General features: G+C 43.8%; 19 protein-coding genes. 9 read left to right on the top strand and 10 right to left on the bottom strand.

Annotation, left to right across the window (positions count from 1 at the left end; all coding sequences use genetic code 11):
* Positions 1 to 53: 53 nt before the first annotated feature.
* The 8 genes from AC59GT_RS11060 to AC59GT_RS11025 all read right to left on the bottom strand — a co-directional run bounded on the left by AC59GT_RS11060 (position 54) and on the right by AC59GT_RS11025 (position 6,992).
* Positions 54 to 641, bottom strand: coding sequence for a hypothetical protein (locus tag AC59GT_RS11060; protein WP_497237684.1), 588 nt, complete (start codon positions 639 to 641; stop codon positions 54 to 56).
* 106 nt (positions 642 to 747) lie between these two features.
* On the bottom strand, positions 748 to 1,452 hold the full coding sequence (locus tag AC59GT_RS11055; protein ID WP_497237683.1) for a DsbA family oxidoreductase: 705 nt from the start codon (positions 1,450 to 1,452) through the stop codon (positions 748 to 750).
* Positions 1,453 to 1,528: 76 nt separating this feature from the next.
* Positions 1,529 to 1,741, bottom strand: coding sequence for a heavy metal-binding domain-containing protein (locus tag AC59GT_RS11050; protein ID WP_497237682.1), 213 nt, complete (start codon positions 1,739 to 1,741; stop codon positions 1,529 to 1,531).
* Positions 1,742 to 1,745: 4 nt separating this feature from the next.
* Positions 1,746 to 3,179, bottom strand: a complete 1,434-nt coding sequence (locus AC59GT_RS11045; RefSeq protein ID WP_497237681.1) for a PepSY-associated TM helix domain-containing protein — start codon at positions 3,177 to 3,179, stop codon at positions 1,746 to 1,748.
* Between the two features lies 1 nt (position 3,180).
* On the bottom strand, positions 3,181 to 5,529 hold the full coding sequence (locus AC59GT_RS11040) for a TonB-dependent receptor (RefSeq protein WP_497237680.1): 2,349 nt from the start codon (positions 5,527 to 5,529) through the stop codon (positions 3,181 to 3,183).
* Positions 5,530 to 5,648: 119 nt separating this feature from the next.
* On the bottom strand, positions 5,649 to 6,020 hold the full coding sequence (locus AC59GT_RS11035; protein ID WP_497237679.1) for a hypothetical protein: 372 nt from the start codon (positions 6,018 to 6,020) through the stop codon (positions 5,649 to 5,651).
* A 115-nt stretch (positions 6,021 to 6,135) separates the two neighbouring features.
* The gene (locus AC59GT_RS11030) at positions 6,136 to 6,498 is read right to left on the bottom strand and encodes a hypothetical protein (RefSeq protein ID WP_497237678.1); all 363 of its coding nucleotides are present in this window, start codon (positions 6,496 to 6,498) and stop codon (positions 6,136 to 6,138) included.
* A gap of 83 nt (positions 6,499 to 6,581) precedes the next feature.
* Entirely contained in the window at positions 6,582 to 6,992 is a 411-nt protein-coding gene (locus AC59GT_RS11025) for a hypothetical protein (RefSeq protein ID WP_497237677.1), read from the bottom strand.
* A gap of 293 nt (positions 6,993 to 7,285) precedes the next feature.
* Between AC59GT_RS11025 and AC59GT_RS11020 the strand changes: the two genes are divergently transcribed.
* The 6 genes from AC59GT_RS11020 (at position 7,286) to AC59GT_RS10995 (ending at position 15,106) form a co-directional block, all read left to right on the top strand.
* Complete coding sequence (locus AC59GT_RS11020; protein WP_497237676.1) at positions 7,286 to 9,268, top strand: glycoside hydrolase family 127 protein; 1,983 nt, start codon at positions 7,286 to 7,288, stop codon at positions 9,266 to 9,268.
* 37 nt (positions 9,269 to 9,305) lie between these two features.
* The gene (locus tag AC59GT_RS11015; RefSeq protein ID WP_497237675.1) at positions 9,306 to 10,253 is read left to right on the top strand and encodes a dihydrodipicolinate synthase family protein; all 948 of its coding nucleotides are present in this window, start codon (positions 9,306 to 9,308) and stop codon (positions 10,251 to 10,253) included.
* Positions 10,254 to 10,255: 2 nt separating this feature from the next.
* A complete protein-coding gene (locus AC59GT_RS11010; RefSeq protein WP_497237674.1) occupies positions 10,256 to 11,827 on the top strand; it encodes an aldehyde dehydrogenase (NADP(+)) in 1,572 nt (523 codons plus the stop codon).
* 36 nt (positions 11,828 to 11,863) lie between these two features.
* Positions 11,864 to 12,865 carry a 4-hydroxyproline epimerase gene (locus AC59GT_RS11005; RefSeq protein ID WP_497237673.1) on the top strand — a complete coding sequence of 334 codons (1,002 nt, stop codon included), beginning with the start codon at positions 11,864 to 11,866 and terminating at the stop codon, positions 12,863 to 12,865.
* 69 nt (positions 12,866 to 12,934) lie between these two features.
* The gene (locus AC59GT_RS11000; RefSeq protein WP_497237672.1) at positions 12,935 to 14,179 is read left to right on the top strand and encodes an NAD(P)/FAD-dependent oxidoreductase; all 1,245 of its coding nucleotides are present in this window, start codon (positions 12,935 to 12,937) and stop codon (positions 14,177 to 14,179) included.
* A gap of 45 nt (positions 14,180 to 14,224) precedes the next feature.
* A complete protein-coding gene (locus AC59GT_RS10995) occupies positions 14,225 to 15,106 on the top strand; it encodes an AraC family transcriptional regulator (protein ID WP_497237671.1) in 882 nt (293 codons plus the stop codon).
* A 1-nt stretch (position 15,107) separates the two neighbouring features.
* On the opposite strand, the gene AC59GT_RS10990 is transcribed toward AC59GT_RS10995, so the two are convergent.
* A complete protein-coding gene (locus tag AC59GT_RS10990; protein WP_497237670.1) occupies positions 15,108 to 16,010 on the bottom strand; it encodes a hypothetical protein in 903 nt (300 codons plus the stop codon).
* Between the two features lie 423 nt (positions 16,011 to 16,433).
* A complete protein-coding gene (locus AC59GT_RS10985) occupies positions 16,434 to 17,450 on the bottom strand; it encodes a fatty acid desaturase (RefSeq protein WP_117383821.1) in 1,017 nt (338 codons plus the stop codon).
* A gap of 215 nt (positions 17,451 to 17,665) precedes the next feature.
* On the opposite strand from AC59GT_RS10985, the gene AC59GT_RS10980 reads away from it, so the two are divergent.
* The 3 genes from AC59GT_RS10980 (at position 17,666) to AC59GT_RS10970 (ending at position 21,020) form a co-directional block, all read left to right on the top strand.
* A complete protein-coding gene (locus AC59GT_RS10980; RefSeq protein WP_497237669.1) occupies positions 17,666 to 18,079 on the top strand; it encodes an EamA family transporter in 414 nt (137 codons plus the stop codon).
* 154 nt (positions 18,080 to 18,233) lie between these two features.
* Positions 18,234 to 20,711: a TonB-dependent receptor domain-containing protein gene (locus AC59GT_RS10975; RefSeq protein ID WP_497237668.1), complete on the top strand. Its 2,478-nt coding sequence runs from the start codon at positions 18,234 to 18,236 to the stop codon at positions 20,709 to 20,711.
* Between the two features lie 120 nt (positions 20,712 to 20,831).
* The gene (locus AC59GT_RS10970; protein WP_497237667.1) at positions 20,832 to 21,020 is read left to right on the top strand and encodes a hypothetical protein; all 189 of its coding nucleotides are present in this window, start codon (positions 20,832 to 20,834) and stop codon (positions 21,018 to 21,020) included.
* Positions 21,021 to 21,115 lie beyond the last annotated feature (95 nt).

The raw sequence follows: 21,115 nt of genomic DNA, 5'->3' as shown, positions 1-21,115 counted from the left end.
CGAAATTACACTTAATAACTGTAAAGCATAGTTAAGGTTTACAGTTGAATCCTTTATTGCTTAAGATCAAATACTCCATTGGTAATGTGATGCACATCGCCTGTTGTGAAGTCAGTGGCATCAAAGCTGAAAGTACCTTTAAGGGAGCCTTTCACTCCGGTTTTGTCTACACTAACAGTGGTAAACGTTGCCATTCCCTCGCCTAGAGAAAAACCCTCAACACCAATGTCTATTTTGTAGGTACCAGCTTGGTAGCCGCTGCAACTAAAACTAATACCTGTTGTGCCGCCAAAGCTACCGAGAACTTGTATATTACCGTCAGTAACGCCCATATCTGGGGTAATCACCTGAAAACCTGAGAATGTACAAGTTTTTTTTACACCATCATAATTGTAACTTAAGGTACCAGCACTTTTGGTGGGAGTGATCCCGCCGGGGGTGCTCCCGCCTCCAGGGGGCGTTGTTCCGCCGGGGGTGCTTCCGCTTCCAGGGGGCGTCGTTCCCCCAGGGGTGCTTCCGCCTCCAGGGGGCGTTGTTCCAACATCGGAGCCATCCGGATAAACAGGTGCATCTAATTTACAGCTGCTGATAGCTGATGTTAGGAATAATATGATAACTGTGAAGTAGTAAAGTTTCTTCATATTTGAGCTTAACAGTCTAAATTTTAGAGGTATAAAGATAAATAATATTACTCTGTAAATGTAATAATGTTATTATATCAATGTTCTCAACTGTTGAAGCTGCTCTTTAGCAATCGCCATCTGGCCCGCAGGCTTGTCCATTAGCTGTCTTTAGCAAAGAATTACCCTCCGCAGCCGACCACTCGCCGAAAGCTGTCTCCAATGTCTGTGTAAATACCGGAACGGCTTGCGCGCCAGACACTGCATACTTGCCATTCATTACAAAAAATGGAACGCTTTGTATTCCCAGGTATCCTGCTTCTGCTATGTCCCTTTTAACCTCGTCAGTGTAGGCATCAGTTGCTAGTACAGCCAGTACTTCGTTGCGGTTCAGTCCTACATGCTCACCTATATCTGCAAGAGCATCCTTGTCATCGATGTTCTTGCCCAGCGTAAAGTAAGCTTTAAACAATGCTTCTTCTGCAGCATCACCCAGTCCTTTCGATTTTGCAAAGTGACTAAAACGATGTGCGTTGAAGCTATTAGCTACTACCGCACGATCAAAGTCGTAGGTCAAGCCAACCTCTGCTGCCATTTCGGTAACATGGTCGTTCATATTCCTGGCGTAGTCCAGCGTCCAGCCTTTAGCATCCGCCAGGTACTGACTAATGTTAACTGATGGATCTGTTTTCATATCCGGATTTAGCTGAAAGCTTTTCCATTCTACCTCCACCTGGTCCTTACCAGCAAAAAGCTCTAGAGCTTGCTCAAACCTTCGCTTGCCTATGTAGCAGAACGGACACATCACATCGCTCCAAATCTCAACTTTCATAAATTATTAATTTTTAACGTAAAGATAGCAGGAGGTAATTCGCCTACAGTTTATTAAACGTCATAATTAAACACAGTTATTTGGCAGTGGTATCCCTCTCTACCAGGTCCATGCCGCATTTGGAGCAGGTGCCGGGCTTGTCTGACGTGATATCCGGGTGCATTGTGCAATAGTATTTGCCTTTTGGCTTAGCTGCTTCTGTAGCTTTAGCATCTTTATTAGTAGTGTTATTGCATGCACCAAGCATGATGATAAGGCTAAATGCAATTGATGTAAAACGGATCTTCATGATATTATTTGTTTTTGATGAATGCGGCAAAACCGAATAGCGAAACTACCAGTACACCTAAAGCAGCTAGCATGCTTACAATGTCGCGGGCGTTTTTACCAGCCCAGGTCATACCGAAGTATTTATGTAAAATTATGAAAGAAAAGCCTTCTGTACGGTCTAAGCCGCCAACTTTAGTGGCGAGTTGAGCAGTTGTCGTTTCTATATACCAGTTTTCGCCATTTGCATAAGCTACTTTTTGAACGGGCAACCTTTTGTTTATAAAACCATATTCATTATCAAATTGGCGTATTTGGGTAACTGTAGCATTTTGAACGTCACGCTTGTCGGAATGGTGAAAATCGGCAAGTGAACGAGCGTACAATGCATCACCATTTTTCAACTCGTCTCCTGTAGCGCTATCAAAGTATAGCACATTTTTTTGGTTGTTTGTTACCTGATAATATAGTTTGTTGTTTAACACTACAATGCCAATTTTTTTTACAGTACTGTCCGTTATGGGTATCTGCAGAGAAGACAGTTTAAGATCTTCGCTATTTATCAGTTGTGTGTAGGATTTATGTGCCGGGTTGTTGTTCTGTAGTTTAACATATAAGTGAAATGCCCCACTAATTAAGAACGTGAACATTACAAATGAAACTATAAGTCCCAGCTGCCGGTGAAAACGATGAACAAATCGCTTGTCCTCACGACCTTGTTCTTTTCTTTTTTCTGTGACGGCTTTAAACTGTTTCCAGAAAAAACCGTAAACCACAAGTCCGCTTAATAAAGCCATAAACAAGATGCTGACCACAATCAGTAACACAACTATGCGGAACTGTTCGCCCGCAATACTTGCCAGGAACTGCCATGTATGCAGCTGCTCAAAAACTTTCAGCATTACTTTACGCGTATTGTTGTTGAATGTTCCCATGCGGCTTTGGCTGGTTTCAACGTATACGTCCATGCCGCGCGCATCGCCAAAGCTTACCTTCCATACAGGTAGCAAATGGTTTATCGGCTGATAGCCGCTGTCAAATTGCTTTTGTAAGGTGATGCTTTTAATGGCCGACGAAGAGTCTTGTGTAAAGTACCTTGCCAAATAGGTTGCATAGAGTTTATCGCCGCTGGTAAGCAAGTCGCCTGTGTTAGCTTCGTAATAGTTCAGGGCGCTATCCTTCTCAAGTACCTGATAGTAGGGATGGTTGTTGAACTTTACAACACTAAAGTTCCGGAACTGGTTGATGCCATTTTTGTGCAACACCTGCTGAAGCGAAAGGCCTAACGACATTTCACCAATAGCCGGTGCTTTGTATACCTCCTGAGCTATAGAAGGCCTGAACCAGTTAGACATGAAAGGATGTGAAAGGCCGCTTAACGTCCAGCATATAATTGGGATCAGCGCAGTTAGGCCAATTATCCGGTGCCACTTGTAAAACCTTTGTTTTGCTGATGTCATGTTAATGTTTAGCTATGGAGTAACTGATTCCGACGGTATAAAGCCTTGGAGGCGCAGCGTTGTATGTGTCGCCATATTGGTTGCTTGTAACCGTAGTAGCATAAAGCTGGTTGGTTAAATTTAGTACATTAAACCAGATCCCGGCACCCTTTAAAGGTCCGCCTTTAGCGTCATATCCGAAACGAAGATTATAAATATTGTACCCGCTGTATGTTTTTGTATTTGCCGGATTAGTAAAGTAGTGATTGATGTACTGCCACTCCGCCGCTACTCTAAATCCGTTTAGGTACGCTGGTTTATAGGTAAGCTCGGTATTAGCAATCCAGGACGGAGCATTATTCATGCGATTGCCGTTGTAAACAATAACCGTATTGGCGCCTGCGGCGTAGTTAGTAGTTACTTCGCTGTAGTCTACATAAGTATGCCGTGCGTTAGTGCCGCTAAAACGGAAGCTTAGTTCATTTATCGGAGCGTAGTTAACCGAGTACTCAATGCCACGATGGCGGGTTGCGCCGGCGTTTTGATTTTGGGTGGTATTATCCGGTAATAGCTGGTTGATGATCTCGTTCCGGCCTTCCAGATCATACAAGCTTACCTCTACGTACATCTTTTTATTTAGCAATGCCAGCCAGCCGCCAGCCTCGTAGTTATTAAAGGTTGCTTGTTTTAATTGCACCTGCTGGCGTGAGCTATATAAGTCGCCGGTTTCCGGCGGCTGAAAGCCAACGCTGTAATTTGCATATATACCTTTATTGTTGCCGAAGTTGTAAGTAAGGCCAAGTTTTGGCGCTACTATGTTAAAGTCATTTACCTCATGCTGCTTGTATTTAGTGTCCGCTGCTGAAAGATTATTGGTAAAATTATAGTGGATGCGATCATAACGCAACCCCATAACCAGCCTGAGTGCATCGGCCGGGCGAATTTCGTACTGGGTGTAAGCCGCCGTGTTGAATAGCTTAATGCGATAATCATCTATAAAGCGGCCAGTATTGTTAAAGCCGGTGTAATAGTTGTTTGCGACATCTTTCTGGATATTCAAAAACTGTGCATAGTAGCTGCTCGGGCTGTTATCTAAGTAAGCGCCTACAATCAGCCTGGAGCGAAGAAAGTTAAAGTCGGTGCGATGCTGAGCCAGCAAACCCAAGCTATGAAAGCTTTGATCATTTACCTGTCCGTTTGAACTGATGTAGTTTCCGCCGGCATCCCGCACATCAGAAATAAAGTAGCTTGGCAGCTGAGCGGTTGAGTTGTTCCTGTAGAAGATCGTTAAAAAAGTATTGCTTTTGTCATTCCAGCTATGATCAAGGCGTGCGTTTGCCCGAAATGCTTCTACCTTGCGGTAAGTGAAACGCTGGTTAGAGCCATAGCTACGACTGTAAAAGTGTGCGCTATCCAAACTGCCGGGCGTTTGGGTGTTAAGGTAATTGTATGTGGCTGCTACCGTCAGTCTAGTGGCGTTGGTGAAATCATATGTGGTTTTAAGGTTCGCCGAGTACTTATCAAAATCGGTGTAATCCTGCCAGCCTTCGGTTTGGTGTGCAATGTACCCGCCGGCATACAAACCAAACATACCGGAGCTAAAACCACCATCAGCATCTATCCGACGGTAATGGTAATTATCACCCTGAACGGAAACATTGGCCGCATAGCCGGAAGGCGCGCCTTGCGTAATAAAATTTACGGCACCACCTATGGCATTGCTTCCATAGAGAGAGGATGCGGGGCCTTTGATTACTTCAATGTCGCGAATGCCGCTCATGTTTATCTCATAAAGTGAGTTGTGGTTAAATATCCCTGTTGGGCGGATAGGCAGGCCATCTTCCATATACAGATATAAGGCATTGTAGGTAATTGGCTGCCTTATGGCCATGGTATGCTGCTCGTTCCCCAAATCTACCATGTAAACCCCGGGTGTTTTATTCAGCAACTGATAAAGCATGGTAGCTTTGGTATCATGTATCTGGGTGGAATTTATCTTGCTGATGGCAATAGGTGCGTCCTGCCTTGCCTGGCGTTCGCGACTGGCAGAAACTACCACCTGTTGCAGGTTCACGGTAGAGGGCTCGAGGGCTATATTGATATCGTTGCTATTTGCAATAGTGTAGAATTTGGATGTATACCCAACAATGGTAAAACGGAGGATGGTAGCGCCGCTTCCATTTACAGAGAAGCGACCATATTTATCGGTTTGCGCCAGGTTTTGAGAGCCATCCCCGTTGCTGATCATTACAGCGGGAAGTGGCTCATGAGTACGTGCGTCAGTAACGGTTCCGTGTACGTTATTTTGCGCCATAGCGGCGGCAGAGAAAAGAAGGTAAAAAAGTATATAGAGCAGGTAAAAGCGTTTCATAAAACATATATGTGCACCGGCAGCATACCGGGCAGGTAAAAACTAAAACCACGCAAGTTGATACGCGTGCTATGCTTGCGCTTATAAAGCAAAGCAGTAATTATTATCTTGTAGTTGTTTTATGATTGCCGTGGTGGCTGAAAGATGGTGTTCGTACGCTCCAGGACAGTGGAGTTTGCGAATGGATGCAGGATAACTGCTAAAAGTATAGGATGGAAACTAACATCGGCAGTCTTGTGGAAAGCTGCTTCCTGGAAAAGGTTCTTTTGAGCCTGCTTCTCCTCCGCGTTCTTGTTCTGCTCTGCCTGCTTAATCTTTTTCATGAAGTAACACTTACCATTGCAATTCATCCAGGGTTTATCCCGGTTCTCGCAGAGTTTTTCGGCAATGTAGGTTCGGTTGAGTTCAAATCCCGCATATATAAACAAGCGGGTAAAGTTCACCGTAACAAGCGAAAATATTAGTAAGTATGCAGTTATACGTTGCAGCATGCGGGGGCAAAGGTAATACTTGCACTATTAACATGCTTCTATTAAATTAAGTTTCAGTCATCAAACGAAAAAGCCCCGCCTTATAAGGCAGGGCTTTTGTTGCTTTTAAAGGAATTTACTTTACGCGTTTCACAACAAAGTGTGATGAGCTTCCACCAAAATCAATGTCCATTGCACATGAATCTGCGTAAGCCTTTCCAGTGTGGGGGTAATCGGTTCCATTAACATTTACCGAAAAGCTAAAGGCATCACCTTTTATTTTTCCGTTCTCTAGTTTTACATCACCCATCGGCGATACCGCGGTTCCGGTAAGTTTCTCGCCATCAACTTTAAAGTCGTAACTCACATTTATAGTGTTGCCGTCTGGTGTTGCAATAACGCCAGCCCATTTTCCGTCAAGGCTTGCAAATACGGCAGCAACAGCCACTATAACGCCTAAGCATGATAATAATACTGTAGTAAAGATCTTCTTTTTCATATTGATTAGTTATTTGTCGTTATAAAAATAAGAGTTTTTTAACAGCTAAATGTTACAGTAATCTTACATAATTGTTATGCGCGCTATTCAAATTTATCTGCTGTCACCTGTATCTTCTTGCCCGGCATTTCATCCACGGTAAATGTCAATGTCACCTTGCCTCCTTTACCTTCAATAATAATGGTGGCATGCATTTCACGATCATTGTCTGTCAGTAACGATTTGAAAGTGGTTTTGCCTTCTTTAAAAGGCATGCTCCAATTACAAGTATAATCGGTTACTGCGCCGGTCATGGTATGGTCGCCTGGAGTGATGCTGATCTCAGTTTTAGACAGTTTGATAGTTGTCTCCTCATCTTTGGACTTTTCTATTTCTCCTTTCTCATTTAAATAATTAGTTACTGATGAGTGAAGGGTTACGGGTTTGTCGCATTGTGCAAAGCTTGCTGCTGTACCTGCAAGTACAAAGGCGAATGCTAAAAGTGTTTTTTTCATAATGTGCTTGAATATTCTTTTGATTTATACAAACATAGTAATATATATAGTATTATGCAATACAAAGTACTATGCATATTTGAAATAGGTTAATAGTTGTTAATATTTATCATAGATCTTGTTTGTTATCTTATTTATGAAGGTAAAATATAGTTAATATCAGCTAAAAATGATCTATCGTCGCATGGTTTTAAAACATAGTTTTGATTAGATTTACATTCCGTCTCATCAAACGATTCAACACTATGATAAAGGTTTGCTTTCTACTGCTTACTTGTGCCAGCTTAACTGCTATGGCACAAAAGCAGGATTACCCAATTCAGCCGGTAGCATTTACTAAAGTGAAACTGGCTGACCGGTTTTGGACATCGCGCATAGAGACAAATCGAACGGTTACCATCCCTGCATCATTCGAGCGATGCAAAGCGACTGGTAGAGTTAAGAACTTCGAAATGGCTGCGGCGCGTAGCGGCAAATTTTGTACAACCTACCCCTTTGATGATACTGATATCTATAAAACAATAGAGGGCGCATCTTATTCGCTTGCGGTACATCCTGATAAAAAGCTGGAAGCTTACCTGGATTCACTTATAACCATTGTAGGTAAAGCACAGGAACCGGATGGATATTTATACACAGCACGCACTATAGACCCACTGAACGCCGGACCATGGATAGGTAAAGAACGTTGGGAAAAAGAGCAGGAGAACAGTCACGAGTTGTATAATGCCGGGCATATGTATGAAGGTGCTGCAGCACACTTTATGGCAACAGGTAAACGCAATTTCCTGAACATTGCTTTGCGCAACGCCGACCTGCTGGTTCAAACTTTTGGCCCGGGTAAACGACACGTAGCGCCCGGTCATGAGATAGTAGAAATGGGTCTGGTGCGCTTATACCGAATAACGGGGAAAAAGGAGTATCTGGAGCTGGCTAAGTTTTTTATAGACCAGCGTGGCAAAAAGGAGTATAACAAGAAGAGCAAAAATGTTTGGGAGAATGGTACTTATTATCAGGATGACAAACCTGTAATACTCCAGGACGAAGCTGAAGGGCATGCAGTCCGGGCCATGTATTTATACTCTGGCATGGCTGATGTGGCTGCCCTCACCGGAGACAAGCAATACCTTGCTGCCATAGACAAGATATGGGACAACATGGTTGGTAAAAAGATGTACGTGCAGGGAAGTATTGGCGCGGTAGGCGATGGCGAACGCTTTGGCGGTAACTACGAGCTACCTAACAATACGGCCTATAACGAGACCTGTGCCGCGATAGGTAGTGTATTCTGGAACCAACGAATGTTTTTACTGCATGGCGATTCAAAGTACATTGATGTAATGGAGAAAACGCTCTACAATGGCCTTATCTCGGGAGTTGGGCTAGACGGGAAGTCGTTCTTTTATACCAATGCTATGCAGATACAGGACAACTTTACCCACACAGATATTGAGCGCGAGCGTTCTGGCTGGTTTGTGTGCTCTTGCTGTCCAACTAATATTGCGAGGTTAATACCATCTGTACCTGGCTACATCTATGCTCAAAACGGGAAAGATGTTTATGTAAACCTGTTTATCAGCGGTACAGGCAACATGTTAGTAAACAACAAAGCGTTGAGTATTACTCAGCAAAATAACTATCCTTGGGATGGCGGACTCAACTTTACTATCAATCCAGGTTCGGCAATGGACATGAACCTGAAGTTAAGGATACCCGGATGGGCTCAAAACCAAGCTATACCATCAGATCTTTATGCCTATCAGCAACCGTCAAATCAAAAGGTAGAGATAAAAGTGAACGGAACGCCCGCCAACTACAGCACCGAGCATGGTTACGCTGTATTAAGCCGCAAGTGGAAAAAAGGAGATAAGGTAGAAATGACCCTGCCGATGAATGTTCAACGGGTAGTGGCCAGCGAAAAGCTGCCTGATGATGCCGGTAAAATAGCTCTACAGCGTGGCCCGCTGATGTATTGTGCCGAGTGGAAGGATAATGGCGGTAAAGCGGCGAACATTATTGTTCCGGGAACAACAACGTTCGAACCGCAATATCAGCCTGATCTGCTTAATGGTTTAACCGTGCTTAAAGGTGAAGTAAAAGCCGTTAATATAGATGCTCAAGGTCAAAATGTAAGCACCGAAACCAAGACCATGACGGCTATTCCTTATTATGCCTGGGCCAACCGTGGCAAAGGAGAAATGATGGTATGGTTCCCTCAACAGGTAAAATACGTGGATTTAGGTGCCGCGGTACTGGTAGAGCCTATAAAGAAATAAACACACATTCGCAATACGTTTAAACACAACAAACAATATGAGCATACAATGGAAAGGGGTATTCCCTGCGGTAACAACCAAGTTTACCGAAAATGACGAACTTGATTTTGATGCATTCGATAAAAACATCGAAGCCCAGATAGAAGCAGGTATACAGGGCATCGTTATCGGCGGATCGCTTGGAGAAGCCAGCGTACTGACTAATGAGGAAAAACTTAGTCTTTTAGAACATGCCGTTAAATTGGTTAGCAAACGTATTTATGTTGTGTTGAACATTGCCGAGCAGACAACAAAAGCAGCCATTCAATGTGCTAAAGATGCGGAAGCCTATGGTGCTGATGGCCTGATGATGCTGCCGCCGCTGCGTTATAAAGCAGACGATACCGAGACCACGAAGTATTATGCAGATGTTGCTAAAAGCACGCACCTGCCTATCATGATCTACAATAACCCGTACGACTATAAGATAGAAGTTACGCTGGACATGTTTGAGGAACTTTCACAATACGCTAACATACAAGCCGTGAAAGAGTCTACGCGCGACGTAAGCAACGTTACCCGTATGATCAATCGTTTTGGCGACCGCTTTAAAATACTTACGGGTGTAGATACCCTTGCTTTGGAAAGCCTTTTTATGGGTGCTGATGGATGGGTGGCTGGTTTGGTTGATGCCTTTCCTAAGGAAACAGTTGCAATTTACCGCCTGGCAAAAGCAGGACGTATGCAGGAAGCATTAGCTATTTACCGCTGGTTTTTGCCTGTGCTGGAACTGGATATTCATCCAAAGTTGGTACAATACATCAAACTTGCAGAAACCGTAACAGGTTTGGGCACTGAAACTGTACGCTTGCCACGCCTTGCAATTACAGGTGCCGAAAGAGAGAAGGTGTTAAACATTATAACAACTGCAGTTCAAAATCGCCCGGAGTTACCGCGCGATAGTTGGGGTGTTGAAGAAGAAGTGGACGTTACAGGCGTTAGTTAATAATGGAGACAAGAAATTTAGTAGGTTACCAGTACGTTAAAGGCCATAAAGCATTTAGGGCAATAAACCCGGCCACCGGTTTGGAGTTAGATGCTGAATTTAATGCCGCAAGTTTAGCAGATGTTGATAAAGCCATGCAATTGGCTGCAAAAGCATTTGAAACATATAGTTTAACAAGCGGTGCCATAAAGGCTGCTTTCCTGCGCAGCATTGCACAAGAAATAAATAACCTTGGCGATCAGCTGATAGAACAGGCTATGGCCGAAAGTGGGTTGCCTGCTCAGCGGCTGCAAGGTGAGCGGGCCCGTACTACCGGCCAGCTTAACATGTATGCCAATTTGTTAGAAGAAGGCAGTTGGGTTGAAGCAGTTATTGATACCGCTATACCAGACAGGCAGCCTTTGCCCCGTGCAGATATCCGTAAAATGATGGTGCCGATAGGGCCTGCAGTGGTATTTGGTGCCAGCAATTTTCCTATGGCATTTTCAGTTGCCGGCGGAGATACTTGCTCTGCTTTGGCATCTGGTTGCCCGGTGGTGGTAAAAGCCCATCCTGCACACCCGGGTACAAGCGCGCTGGTTGCAGAAGCCGTAAGAAAAGCTGCCGAAGCTAACGGTCTGCCAGAAGGGGTGTTCTCTCACTTGTATGATGACGGATATGCAATTGGCGAGGCGTTGGTTAAGCATCCCGAAACTAAAATTGTAACCTTTACAGGTTCTTTCAAAGGCGGGATGGCGTTGGTGAAAATGGCGCAGGAACGCGAAGAACCTATTCCGGTTTTCGCAGAAATGGGCAGTATTAATCCAATACTTCTACTTCCAAAAGCATTAGAAAACCGCACAACTGAACTGGCTAAACTATCAGCAGCAATAACAAATAACGCAGGGCAGTTTTGTACGCAGCCTGGTTTGCTATTGGCTATAAAGTCGGCAGCATTAGACAACTTCAAAGCAGAACTGGTATCCGCAATTACAGAGATCAGTTCATCAACAATGCTTACACCAGGTATTTACGAGAACTTTTGTAAGCTGACCGACGGAGTGCTGGCCGATGATGCAGTAAGCGTTTTGGTAAAGTCAAACAAGGTTGATGCTGAAAAATCTAACCAAGGCACTCCGTTGGTAACAGAGATAAGCGCTTCGGCTTTCCTAGCTAACGACAAGTTTAAAGAAGAAGTTTTCGGCCCATACACCATGTTGGTTGTGGCTGATGATGCAGCACAGTTGGAGCAAATAGTAGATTCTCTGCAAGGCCAGTTAACGGCTTCCGTTATGGCCGAGAAAGAAGAACTGGCGAGTTACAAAAGCATAACAAATAAACTTGCAAAACTGGCAGGCAGGGTGATACTTAATGGCCCGCCTACGGGTGTGGAGGTGGGTAACGCTATACAGCACGGTGGTCCGTTCCCTTCTACGTCAGATAGTCGCTTCACTTCTGTAGGTACGGCAGCTATCAAGCGTTTTGTACGGCCTGTATGCTGGCAGAACTGGGAGCATGATCTTTTGCCTGAAGAGTTACAGGACAACAACCCGCTAGATATTTTGAGGCTGGTAAATAATGAATGGACCAGATAGCCGATAATAATTAATACGCTTTCATCACCCTTTAAAATGAATAAAACCTTTTTCTGTATAGATGCACACACCTGTGGCAATCCTGTGAGGCTGGTTGCCGGCGGCGGACCAAACCTGGAAGGTGCCAACATGAGCGAAAAACGCCAGCATTTTTTGCGCGAATACGATTGGATACGCAAGGGACTAATGTTCGAACCCCGCGGGCACGACATGATGAGCGGAAGTATCCTTTATCCGCCCCACGATCCACAAAATGATGTTGCCGTGCTTTTTATAGAGACAAGCGGCTGTTTGCCTATGTGCGGGCATGGCACAATCGGCACTATTACCATCGCAGTAGAAGAAGGCCTGATCACGCCAAAAACACCAGGTATTATCCGTATGGAAGCACCTGCCGGTTTGGTGCTGATCTCTTATAAACGGGAGCGTAAAAAGGTGAAATCGGTTAAGCTGGTGAATGTACCATCGTACCTGGCTGCCGAAGGTTTAGAAATAGAATGCCCCGACCTGGGCATGTTAACCATTGATGTTAGCTATGGAGGCAATTTCTACGCGATTGTTGATCCGCAGGAGAATTTCCCGGGGTTGGAGAACTACACTGCAGATCAGTTAATATCGTGGAGCCGGGTACTGCGTCAGCGGATCAATGAGAAGTACACTTTTGTTCACCCGGAGAACCCAACTATTAACACCTGCACGCATTTGTTATGGGCAGGCAAAACCATTTCTCCCGAAGCTACAGCACGTAATGCGGTTTTTTATGGCGATAAAGCAATTGACCGTTCACCATGCGGTACGGGAACATCGGCTCGTATGGCTCAATGGCATGCAAAAGGTAAATTAAAAAAAGGTGACCGATTCATTCATGAGAGTATCATCGGCAGCCAGTTTATTGGTACAGTAGAAGATGAAGTGACTTTAGGTGGTAAACCGGCAATAATACCCGGGATAGAAGGTTGGGCTAAGGTATATGGATACAATACGATTAAAATTGACGATGAAGACGATCCGTATGCATTCGGTTTCCAGGTGATATAGTTATTACATCACTTCATAGATCAAGAACTTAAATAGATAAACAAAGTGGTCCCGGGACGGGACAAACGCATGAAAGCAATAATAATTGGTGGCGGTATAATCGGACTTTTTTCGGCTTATTATCTTAATAAGGCCGGGTGGCAGGTAGAAGTTTTAGAACAGCGCGATCTGGCCGATAACGCCTCCTATGGCAACGCCGGGATGATTGTACCCAGCCACTTTGTACCGCTTGCTGCACCGGGCATGGTAGAGCAGGGTATCCGCTGGATGTTTGATAGTAAAAGCCCCTTCTACGTAAAACCGTCGTTAGATCCTGCATTAATAGGATGGGGATTAAAGTTTCTAAAGGCAGCAAATAAAAAGCATGTGGAGCGATCTGCTGAAGCGTTACGCGATCTGTCTCTTCTAAGCAAAAAGCTTTATCAGGAGTTTGATGCAGAAGCAGGATTTAATTTCGGCCTTGAGGATAAAGGCATTATGATGCTTTTTAAGACAGCTAAATTTGAGGATGAAGAACGGCATACAGCCGAGAAAGCTCAAAAGCTAGGTTTAGACGCTCAATACTTAACTGCAGATGAATGCCGTGCATTGCAGCCGGAAGTTGAACTTGATGTACTGGGTGCCGTGCTTTACCATTGCGATGCCCACCTTTATCCGAATAAGCTAATGGCAGGTTTGATAAAGCTTCTTGAAAACTCAGGAGTGATCATTCACCGTAACACAACTATAACTGAGGTTAAACACCAAAACGGTAAAATTACATCGGTAAATAGCGGCAATAATATGTTTACTGCTGATAAATACGTTTTAGCCGGCGGGTCGTGGTCGGCTGCATTGGGTAAGTTGGCAGGTATTAAGGTACCTTTAATGCCGGGTAAAGGATATTCATTTATGCTGCCTGAACCTAAACAGCGCATGAGCATTCCATCGCTGCTTTGCGAGGCAAGGGTATCTGTAACACCCATGAATGGCAGCATTCGATTCGGCGGTACCATGGAGATAGGTAAGCTCAACAACAAAATCAACATGAACAGGGTAGAGGGCATTGTACAGTCGATACCAAAATACTTTCCGCAGTTTAAACCAGCCATTCCGGAGCAAAAAGATATTTGGTATGGGTTCAGGCCCTGCTCGCCGGATGGGTTACCATATATAGGCCATACGGCTAAGTACAGTAATTTGGCAGTGGCCACAGGGCACGGCATGATGGGGCTTAGCCTGGCACCCGCAACAGGTAAATTACTGGCCGAGACACTGCAGGAGCAAACACCTTTAGTAGATATCAGTCTGTTTTCCGCGGATCGCTACAATTGATCAGTAATATCAGTTCATGAATATCTTTAATAATATACCCGTCTAATGAAGGTATTGCCATTTACCATTCCTGTACCAGATGATAGCAGCATTATTGTACAGGAAGAACTGTTGCCGCATTTTTACCCGCACCTGCATCGCCATGCAGAAGTGCAGATAACCTGGGTAATAAAAGGAGAAGGTACTCTTCTAGCAGGCAGCAATATGCACACTTTTGTTGGTGGAGAAGTATTTGTGCTCGGGGCAAACCAACCGCATCTCTTTAAAAGCAATCCGGAGTATTTCAACGAGCAAGCTTCACTGCAAATACATGCGCTTACCATTTTTTTTGATCCTAACGGAAAGCTTTCCTCATTATTTAATTTGCCAGAGATGAAAGTACTTAAGCTTTTTGCAGATGGGTGGCAAAGCGGGTTTATAGTGCCGGCGGAGAGGGCGCATGTATTAACTGATCAAATGCTTGCCATTCAGCATGCATCAGGTGCCTCACAGTTGTCCATGTTTATCAGCATGTTAAAAGACCTAAGTTCGATATCAGAACCAAAGATGTTGTCGCCACTGGTTAACAATTACCCTCTTACAGATCCGGAGGGTATGCGCATTGCATCAGTATATAACTATATAATGCACAATTTTAGCCGCGAGATAACGCTTAATGAAGTGGCAGCATTGGTGCATCTTACACCAAATGCCTTTTGCCGGTACTTTAAAAAGCATACACGTACAACTTTCGTGGCTTTTGTAAATAAGGTTAGGGTAAACGAAGCTTGCAAACTGCTGGTAAACGGTGGTAATAACAACATAGCAGATGTTGCATACCACTGCGGATTTAGCAGTATTACCAATTTTAACTACGTTTTCAGAAACACAATAGGTAAGGCACCAAGAACTTACGCCAGCGAGTACGCAGGCGCAACTAAAGCCTAAATTAATTAGGTACGTTGTAATAGTAAATGGGTGAGAAAACCCCCTCGCTCATAGTGTAGTAACCTTTTCCGTCGGGGGTAAAACCAATAGCTTCGCCTTGCTTTTCTTGTTTATACGGTAGTTCTAGCGGCGGCCGGCGCATTGCTTGCCAAACTGCTTCGTTAGGGCGTCTGGTCCAGTAGTAAACCTTTTCGTAGCTTTTTAACAGAATCTTCTGCCCGTCTTTAGAGATGTCGCCGGCAGTGATCCATTTAAAGGGCTTAATACCCTTGAAGAATAGCCTGGTGCGAAAGGTCATTTTAACCGTATCATCGTTTTTATAAGCCAATGGTGATGTATAGACGCTTACAGAATCGTAACGTTTGGTAACAATGTAAAATAGCTTCTCTACAGGGTCTACCATCATTGCTTCAGCATCTTTCGGCGCATCGGGGTATTGTAGGTTTATGGGCGATGGTACAACATGCGCTACAGTATCCTTTAACCAGCTGCGCTTTTCTTCCGCACGGTAGATGGTTATGAACTTTCGGCTGGCACCGTTATCTCCAATGTCACCTACATAAACGTAGCTTTTGCCCTTTACAGGACCGGGACCAACGCTAATATCTTCACAATCAAGTGCGCCAAGGTGCTGCTTGTGGCCCTGGTAGTAAATAGTAGTATGCAGTTTACCATCAGGTGTAATGGCAAAAAAGCGGCTTGTGTCACCGCTGTCATTATGTATATAGTAGATATCGGGGTTAATGGAAGATGCCGCTACGCCTGAGGTTTCGTCCATCACCTTATCCTGCAGATGGCTTTCGGGCAGGCTTTTCTGGTCGATAAAATGATGTTTGGCGTAAGCGCCAATAAACATCAAGATAACAACTGGCAGCAATATATTTAATTTTTTACGACGGCTCATTCGTTTATATGCATTTATAACACGCAAACCTTTCATATAGTATAAAATTGGCAGTGTTGTTTGCACTTTGTTACAAAAGTACTATTAATATTCTTCTTAAGTGGACATTGATATTGGCTCTTAATACAAGCGCGATTTTGGTCTCCGGTGTTCAAAAGTGTTCAGCTTTTTTTGTGTATGTCGTGTTTGAACACTTTTTTTAACGCTCTATCTATTATCAAAAAAACAGCGAAAAAAACACCAAAAAGCCTGTTTTTACCATAAAAGTTATGCAGGTACCTTTAAAAACCACACTAATTTACTATGCTATTTTACAATAAATTTGCAAGTAATAGGGTAAAGTACAGGTGTAAATCAACAGGAGGGAAAACAAAAAAGGCCGCCCTTTTTGGGACAGCCTTCGTGTATTTTTTGACGGTAGGTTTAAGCCACCGCTTCTTTTGTTTGCATGGTAAGTTCAGCATCAGGCTTGCTTACATCGGTGATGGCTACACGACCACGGTCTTTACGCAGTATGCGGTTGAACAGGGAGATCTCCCTGTCAAAAAGGAAGCGGAAGAATAGCTTTGTCCATGATGTATGGTAGTGCAGTGTTTCGTAATACTCAGGTGCCGTCTTCTTGATCTCCGGAAGCTTGTTCCACGGGATAGAAGGGAAGTCATGATGCTCGTTATGGAAGCCTACGTTAAAGGCTACAACGTTAAGGTTGCCATAGTAGCTGTAAGTTTCCTGTTCGGCGCTGTGGGTAAGGTAATGCTCCTGTATCCAGCGTGCACCCAATGGGTGAAGGCCAACCGAAAAAGAGAAGCTCAGCAATAAAAACGTTAATGAATGCCAGCCCATAAAGTACCATATTGCAGTAGTGAAGGCCACCTGTATAACAAAGTTGGTTATTATCCAACCGTCAATAGGGTGTATTTCGCGCAGGCGGGATAAACGGAACAATTGGAAAACAGGGAAGAACAACAACCAGATAGCTTTACCCACAAAAGAGTTGCTGATTAGTTTTGCCTCCCAGCGGTTTGGAAGATCGGCATCCAACTCGTGAATACCCTGAAAAGAGTGGTGCTTAATGTGGTATTTCTCAAAAGAAATAGCGCTTGGCAGTATTTGCGGCAGGTTGGCAAACATAGATGCCCACCTGTTTGCGTTGCGGTTTTTAAACAGTAGCTGGTGCGTACATTCATGTATCATTACAAATAATGCATGGTCTGCAAACGCGCCCAATAAGTAAGCCGCACCTACAACCAGCCACCACGACTGATCACGAAGGAACCAAGCCATAACAACCTGGAAAGTAACCAACCCGATAATAGCCCATATCGTATTAGGGTTTTTACCTATCAGTTTTCTTAACTGCGGGAATTGCTTAAGTATTTTTTTTGTACGGATCCGGTGTGGTTCGGACTCCTCTGAATATACAAAATCTGTTCTTTTCATATTAGGGTTAAAACGATGAAGATACGTAATTAGCGCTAAAATATAAATTTTGATGCGAAAAACTTTATCAGTTTATTCATGCAGGATTAAATTTCTTCTACTTTAAAGATAATATTTTTCGTTTAAGTGTGCTATTAATCAAACAATTGTATGCTATTAATCAAATATTTATCAGTAAAATAGATCATTGATACTCATGTCTTAAACAAAAAATTATGTGGTGGATATTCGCGCTTCTTTCTGCGCTGTTTGCAGCGCTAACAGCTATTTTCGCTAAAGTAGGCATCAAAGGTGTCGACATAGATTTAGCAACCGCTATACGCACGGTGGTAATACTGATACTGGCATGGGGCATTGTTTGGTTTAAAGGCACAGCAAGTGGTTTCGCAGGCCTCACTAAAAATAATTGGACGTTCCTGATCCTATCCGGATGTGCTACCGGCTTGTCCTGGATATGCTATTTTAAAGCACTGCAGCTGGGCAAAGTAACACAAGTTGCACCGGTAGACAAGCTGAGCGTGGCTTTAGCCATTGTGCTTGCAGCAGTGTTTCTTAAAGAACCATTAACCCTTAAAACGGGCATGGGGGCATTGCTTATTATTGGCGGTACATTCGTGTTGATATTCTAAAAAGTGCACTTCGCGCAGGGTTTTTGTAAATATTTTATTACGAATGTGTAGCAGCTAAGTGTATATGTAACAATAATGAAACGAGGCTTTTAAAAAGTCGTTCAAGCCAAATATTCTTGGCACTTTTGCAGTTCGTACCAAAATGAACCAATATATGCGGACCGCAATTTACCTTCTACTTGTTTTCTCTTTGTTCTCTTTACGCCTAAACGCCCAAACAGGTACTAAGGGTAAAATTAGCGGTAAAGTTATAGATGCGGTGAGCAAACAACCGGTAGACTACGCAACCGTATCAGTATTTAAACAAGGGGCAACAAGTCCGTTCAATGGCATGAGTACAGATGTTAAAGGAACCTTTAATATTGAAAACATACCAGCCGGCGATTATACAGTTACCGTTGATTTTCTTGGGTACAAAAAGAGTACGATAGATCACGTTGTTATTACCGATGCAGGTAATACCGCCCAGGTAGGTACCATATCATTGCAGCCGGTATCCAACCAACTGCAGGGCGTTACCATTACAGCAAAAGTGCCCATTATAGAAAACCGTATAGATAAGATGGTGTATAACGCGGCTAATGACCTTACCGCGCAGAACGGAGCAGCAATAGACGTTCTAAAGAAAGTACCTCAGGTAACTGTGGATTTGGATGGAAACGTGGAGCTGCAGGGGCAATCTAACGTGCGTTTTCTTATCAACGGAAAACCATCCAGTATTTTTGGCGCAAGCCTTGCTGATGCTTTGCAGGCAATTCCGGCCAGTCAGATCAAAAGCATAGAGGTGATCACCAGCCCGGGTGCCAAGTACGATGCGGCCGGTACCGGTGGTATCATCAACATTATATTAAAAGATAGCAAGGTACAGGGCATTAACGGCAGCGTAAATGCATCAGGCGGTACCAGGTTCCAAAACGGATCATTCAACTTTAACGCCCGTAAAGGCAACTTTGGCCTTAATGCTTTTTTTAGCGGCAACGCGCAGCTTAAAACTACCGGTACAAACAGGAACGAGCGTAATTCCAGTAACCCTAACGACAGTACAACAAGCCACCTTGTGCAAGACGGTAGCAACACATCAACACGGAGTGGTTACCAGTCGGGCCTAAGCCTGAACTGGAGCATTACACCTAAAGACGAACTAACCGGTACAGTAGGTTTTAATCATTTCGGCAATCATAACTACGGGCTTACTGATCAGCAAAGCGAAAAGTTTAATGCTGACGGTGATTTAATATCCAATTTGTTAAGCACACGTAGCTCGGATAGCCGTTTCAAAACCAATGCTACCGATGTAAGCCTTAGCTATAAAAAGACTTTTAAAAATGAAGGGCAGGAACTTGATGTATTGTATACCACCAGCTATGGTAAAAACACTTTCTCTTACTTTAACGAGCAGGATTATATAACAGGTGGTTACCAAAACAGCGGCAGCAGGAGTAACAACCCGGGTAACGACAGGGAAACCAACATCTCGATAGATTACACCCACCCTTTCGGCAAAACATTAACGCTTGAAGGTGGCGCTAAAGCTGTGATAGAGAACCTGAAGAATGTTGTGAATACCGACACCTTACTGGCAGATGGCAGCTACGTTAACAACGCTGATCAAACCTATGCGTTTAACTACAAGCGCCAGATATATGCTGCATACTTTTCGGTATCTGCATCCTTGTTCAAAAATTTTCTGGATGTAAAAGGTGGCTTGCGTAACGAGTATACCAAAACCTCTACAGACTTCTCGGGTGTTACCATACCCAGCTACAACATATTAGCACCGTCTCTTGTGTTCTCGCATAAGATTGGCGGAACGCAGTCTGTAAAACTGAGCTATTCTTACCGTATAGAACGCCCTAATTATGGCGATCTTAACCCGTTTTATAACATTGCCGACCCTAATAACATCAGTACAGGTAACCCAAATTTAAAGCCCGAAAAAGGCCAGCAATTTGAGCTTGGTTACAACAAATCTTTCGATGGTGGCGCCAACTTCTCTGTAGGTAGTTTTTACCGCCACAATACTGCCGATATACAGCAGTTCACAACCCGGTATGATACGCTTGATGTTAACGGGCGCGACTACTCTAACGTGTTGTTAACTACGCGTGCCAACATTGGTACGCAATCATCCGTCGGGGGTAACTTGTTTGCATCTGTACCGGTTACAAAAAAATTAAGTCTGCGTACAAACATGTTCTTTGTTAACCGCACCAACAATAATCCTATAATTGGTTCGGTAAGCGGTTTTACGTACCGTATAAACCTTAATGCCAGCTACCAGTTCCCACATGACCTGGCAGTGGAAGGCTTTCTTAACTACAACGCTTCGCAGCGTAACCTACAGGGCGTACGTCCGTCCTTTATGTTCTACAACCTGGCTTTGCGTAAGCAGTTCATGAACAAAAAGGCCAGCCTTGGACTGGTTGCCGCTAATCCGTTCACCCACTACATCAACCAACGGTCAACCACTACCGGTGATGGATTCGATCAGGTTAATATCAGGCGTTTCCCGCTGCAATCGTTCGGTATATCGTTCAGCTACAAGTTTGGTAAACTGGAGTTCTCTAAAAACAAGGACGGAGAAAAAGACAGGGAAGAAGGCGGTGGCGCTCCGGTGCCGGCCGATAGATAGTACGGCTTAATTATTGTCCATATCGGGGTAAGCTTGTAAATACATGCGGGTAAAGTACGTGTGTACTAAAACAAAATAGCATCAGTTTATATTGTAGAGGTACAAAGCAATTCAGAACCCATGAATACTGCTGACAAACATTATAAGCTGATCAATAGTAAAACAGACTATGTGATCTACTACCACTCTTTAAGCGCCGATCTCACCACGGAGCAGATTAAAGCCGAACTGGAGCAAATTAAAGCACAGGTTGCAAGTTCAAACGGTATATATAACGGCACCCTTTATTGGGAAGAAGTTAAAAATTAGCCTTTACGTGCTTTGTATTATCATCAGTGGTAAGCAACTACAAAATATTTATCTAAAAGCTTGCGTAAAGCATCTGTAAATCAGTACATTTATTT

The organism is Mucilaginibacter sp. 320_HR (assembly GCF_059691875.1).
The sequence above is the reverse complement of the archived record's forward strand: the minus strand, read 5'-3'. Positions and strand labels throughout refer to the sequence as shown.

Excerpts from the sequence above, each read along its gene's own strand:
- AC59GT_RS11060 (WP_497237684.1), bottom strand. The coding sequence starts at position 641 with ATGAAGAAACTTTACTACTTCACAGTTATCATATTATTCCTAACATCA.
- AC59GT_RS11055 (WP_497237683.1), bottom strand. The coding sequence starts at position 1,452 with ATGAAAGTTGAGATTTGGAGCGATGTGATGTGTCCGTTCTGCTACATA.
- AC59GT_RS11050 (WP_497237682.1), bottom strand. The coding sequence starts at position 1,741 with ATGAAGATCCGTTTTACATCAATTGCATTTAGCCTTATCATCATGCTT.
- AC59GT_RS11045 (WP_497237681.1), bottom strand. The coding sequence starts at position 3,179 with ATGACATCAGCAAAACAAAGGTTTTACAAGTGGCACCGGATAATTGGC.
- AC59GT_RS11040 (WP_497237680.1), bottom strand. The coding sequence starts at position 5,529 with ATGAAACGCTTTTACCTGCTCTATATACTTTTTTACCTTCTTTTCTCT.
- AC59GT_RS11035 (WP_497237679.1), bottom strand. The coding sequence starts at position 6,020 with ATGCTGCAACGTATAACTGCATACTTACTAATATTTTCGCTTGTTACG.
- AC59GT_RS11030 (WP_497237678.1), bottom strand. The coding sequence starts at position 6,498 with ATGAAAAAGAAGATCTTTACTACAGTATTATTATCATGCTTAGGCGTT.
- AC59GT_RS11025 (WP_497237677.1), bottom strand. The coding sequence starts at position 6,992 with ATGAAAAAAACACTTTTAGCATTCGCCTTTGTACTTGCAGGTACAGCA.
- AC59GT_RS11020 (WP_497237676.1), top strand. The coding sequence starts at position 7,286 with ATGGCACAAAAGCAGGATTACCCAATTCAGCCGGTAGCATTTACTAAA.
- AC59GT_RS11015 (WP_497237675.1), top strand. The coding sequence starts at position 9,306 with ATGAGCATACAATGGAAAGGGGTATTCCCTGCGGTAACAACCAAGTTT.
- AC59GT_RS11010 (WP_497237674.1), top strand. The coding sequence starts at position 10,256 with ATGGAGACAAGAAATTTAGTAGGTTACCAGTACGTTAAAGGCCATAAA.
- AC59GT_RS11005 (WP_497237673.1), top strand. The coding sequence starts at position 11,864 with ATGAATAAAACCTTTTTCTGTATAGATGCACACACCTGTGGCAATCCT.
- AC59GT_RS11000 (WP_497237672.1), top strand. The coding sequence starts at position 12,935 with ATGAAAGCAATAATAATTGGTGGCGGTATAATCGGACTTTTTTCGGCT.
- AC59GT_RS10995 (WP_497237671.1), top strand. The coding sequence starts at position 14,225 with ATGAAGGTATTGCCATTTACCATTCCTGTACCAGATGATAGCAGCATT.
- AC59GT_RS10990 (WP_497237670.1), bottom strand. The coding sequence starts at position 16,010 with ATGAGCCGTCGTAAAAAATTAAATATATTGCTGCCAGTTGTTATCTTG.
- AC59GT_RS10985 (WP_117383821.1), bottom strand. The coding sequence starts at position 17,450 with ATGAAAAGAACAGATTTTGTATATTCAGAGGAGTCCGAACCACACCGG.
- AC59GT_RS10980 (WP_497237669.1), top strand. The coding sequence starts at position 17,666 with ATGTGGTGGATATTCGCGCTTCTTTCTGCGCTGTTTGCAGCGCTAACA.
- AC59GT_RS10975 (WP_497237668.1), top strand. The coding sequence starts at position 18,234 with ATGCGGACCGCAATTTACCTTCTACTTGTTTTCTCTTTGTTCTCTTTA.
- AC59GT_RS10970 (WP_497237667.1), top strand. The coding sequence starts at position 20,832 with ATGAATACTGCTGACAAACATTATAAGCTGATCAATAGTAAAACAGAC.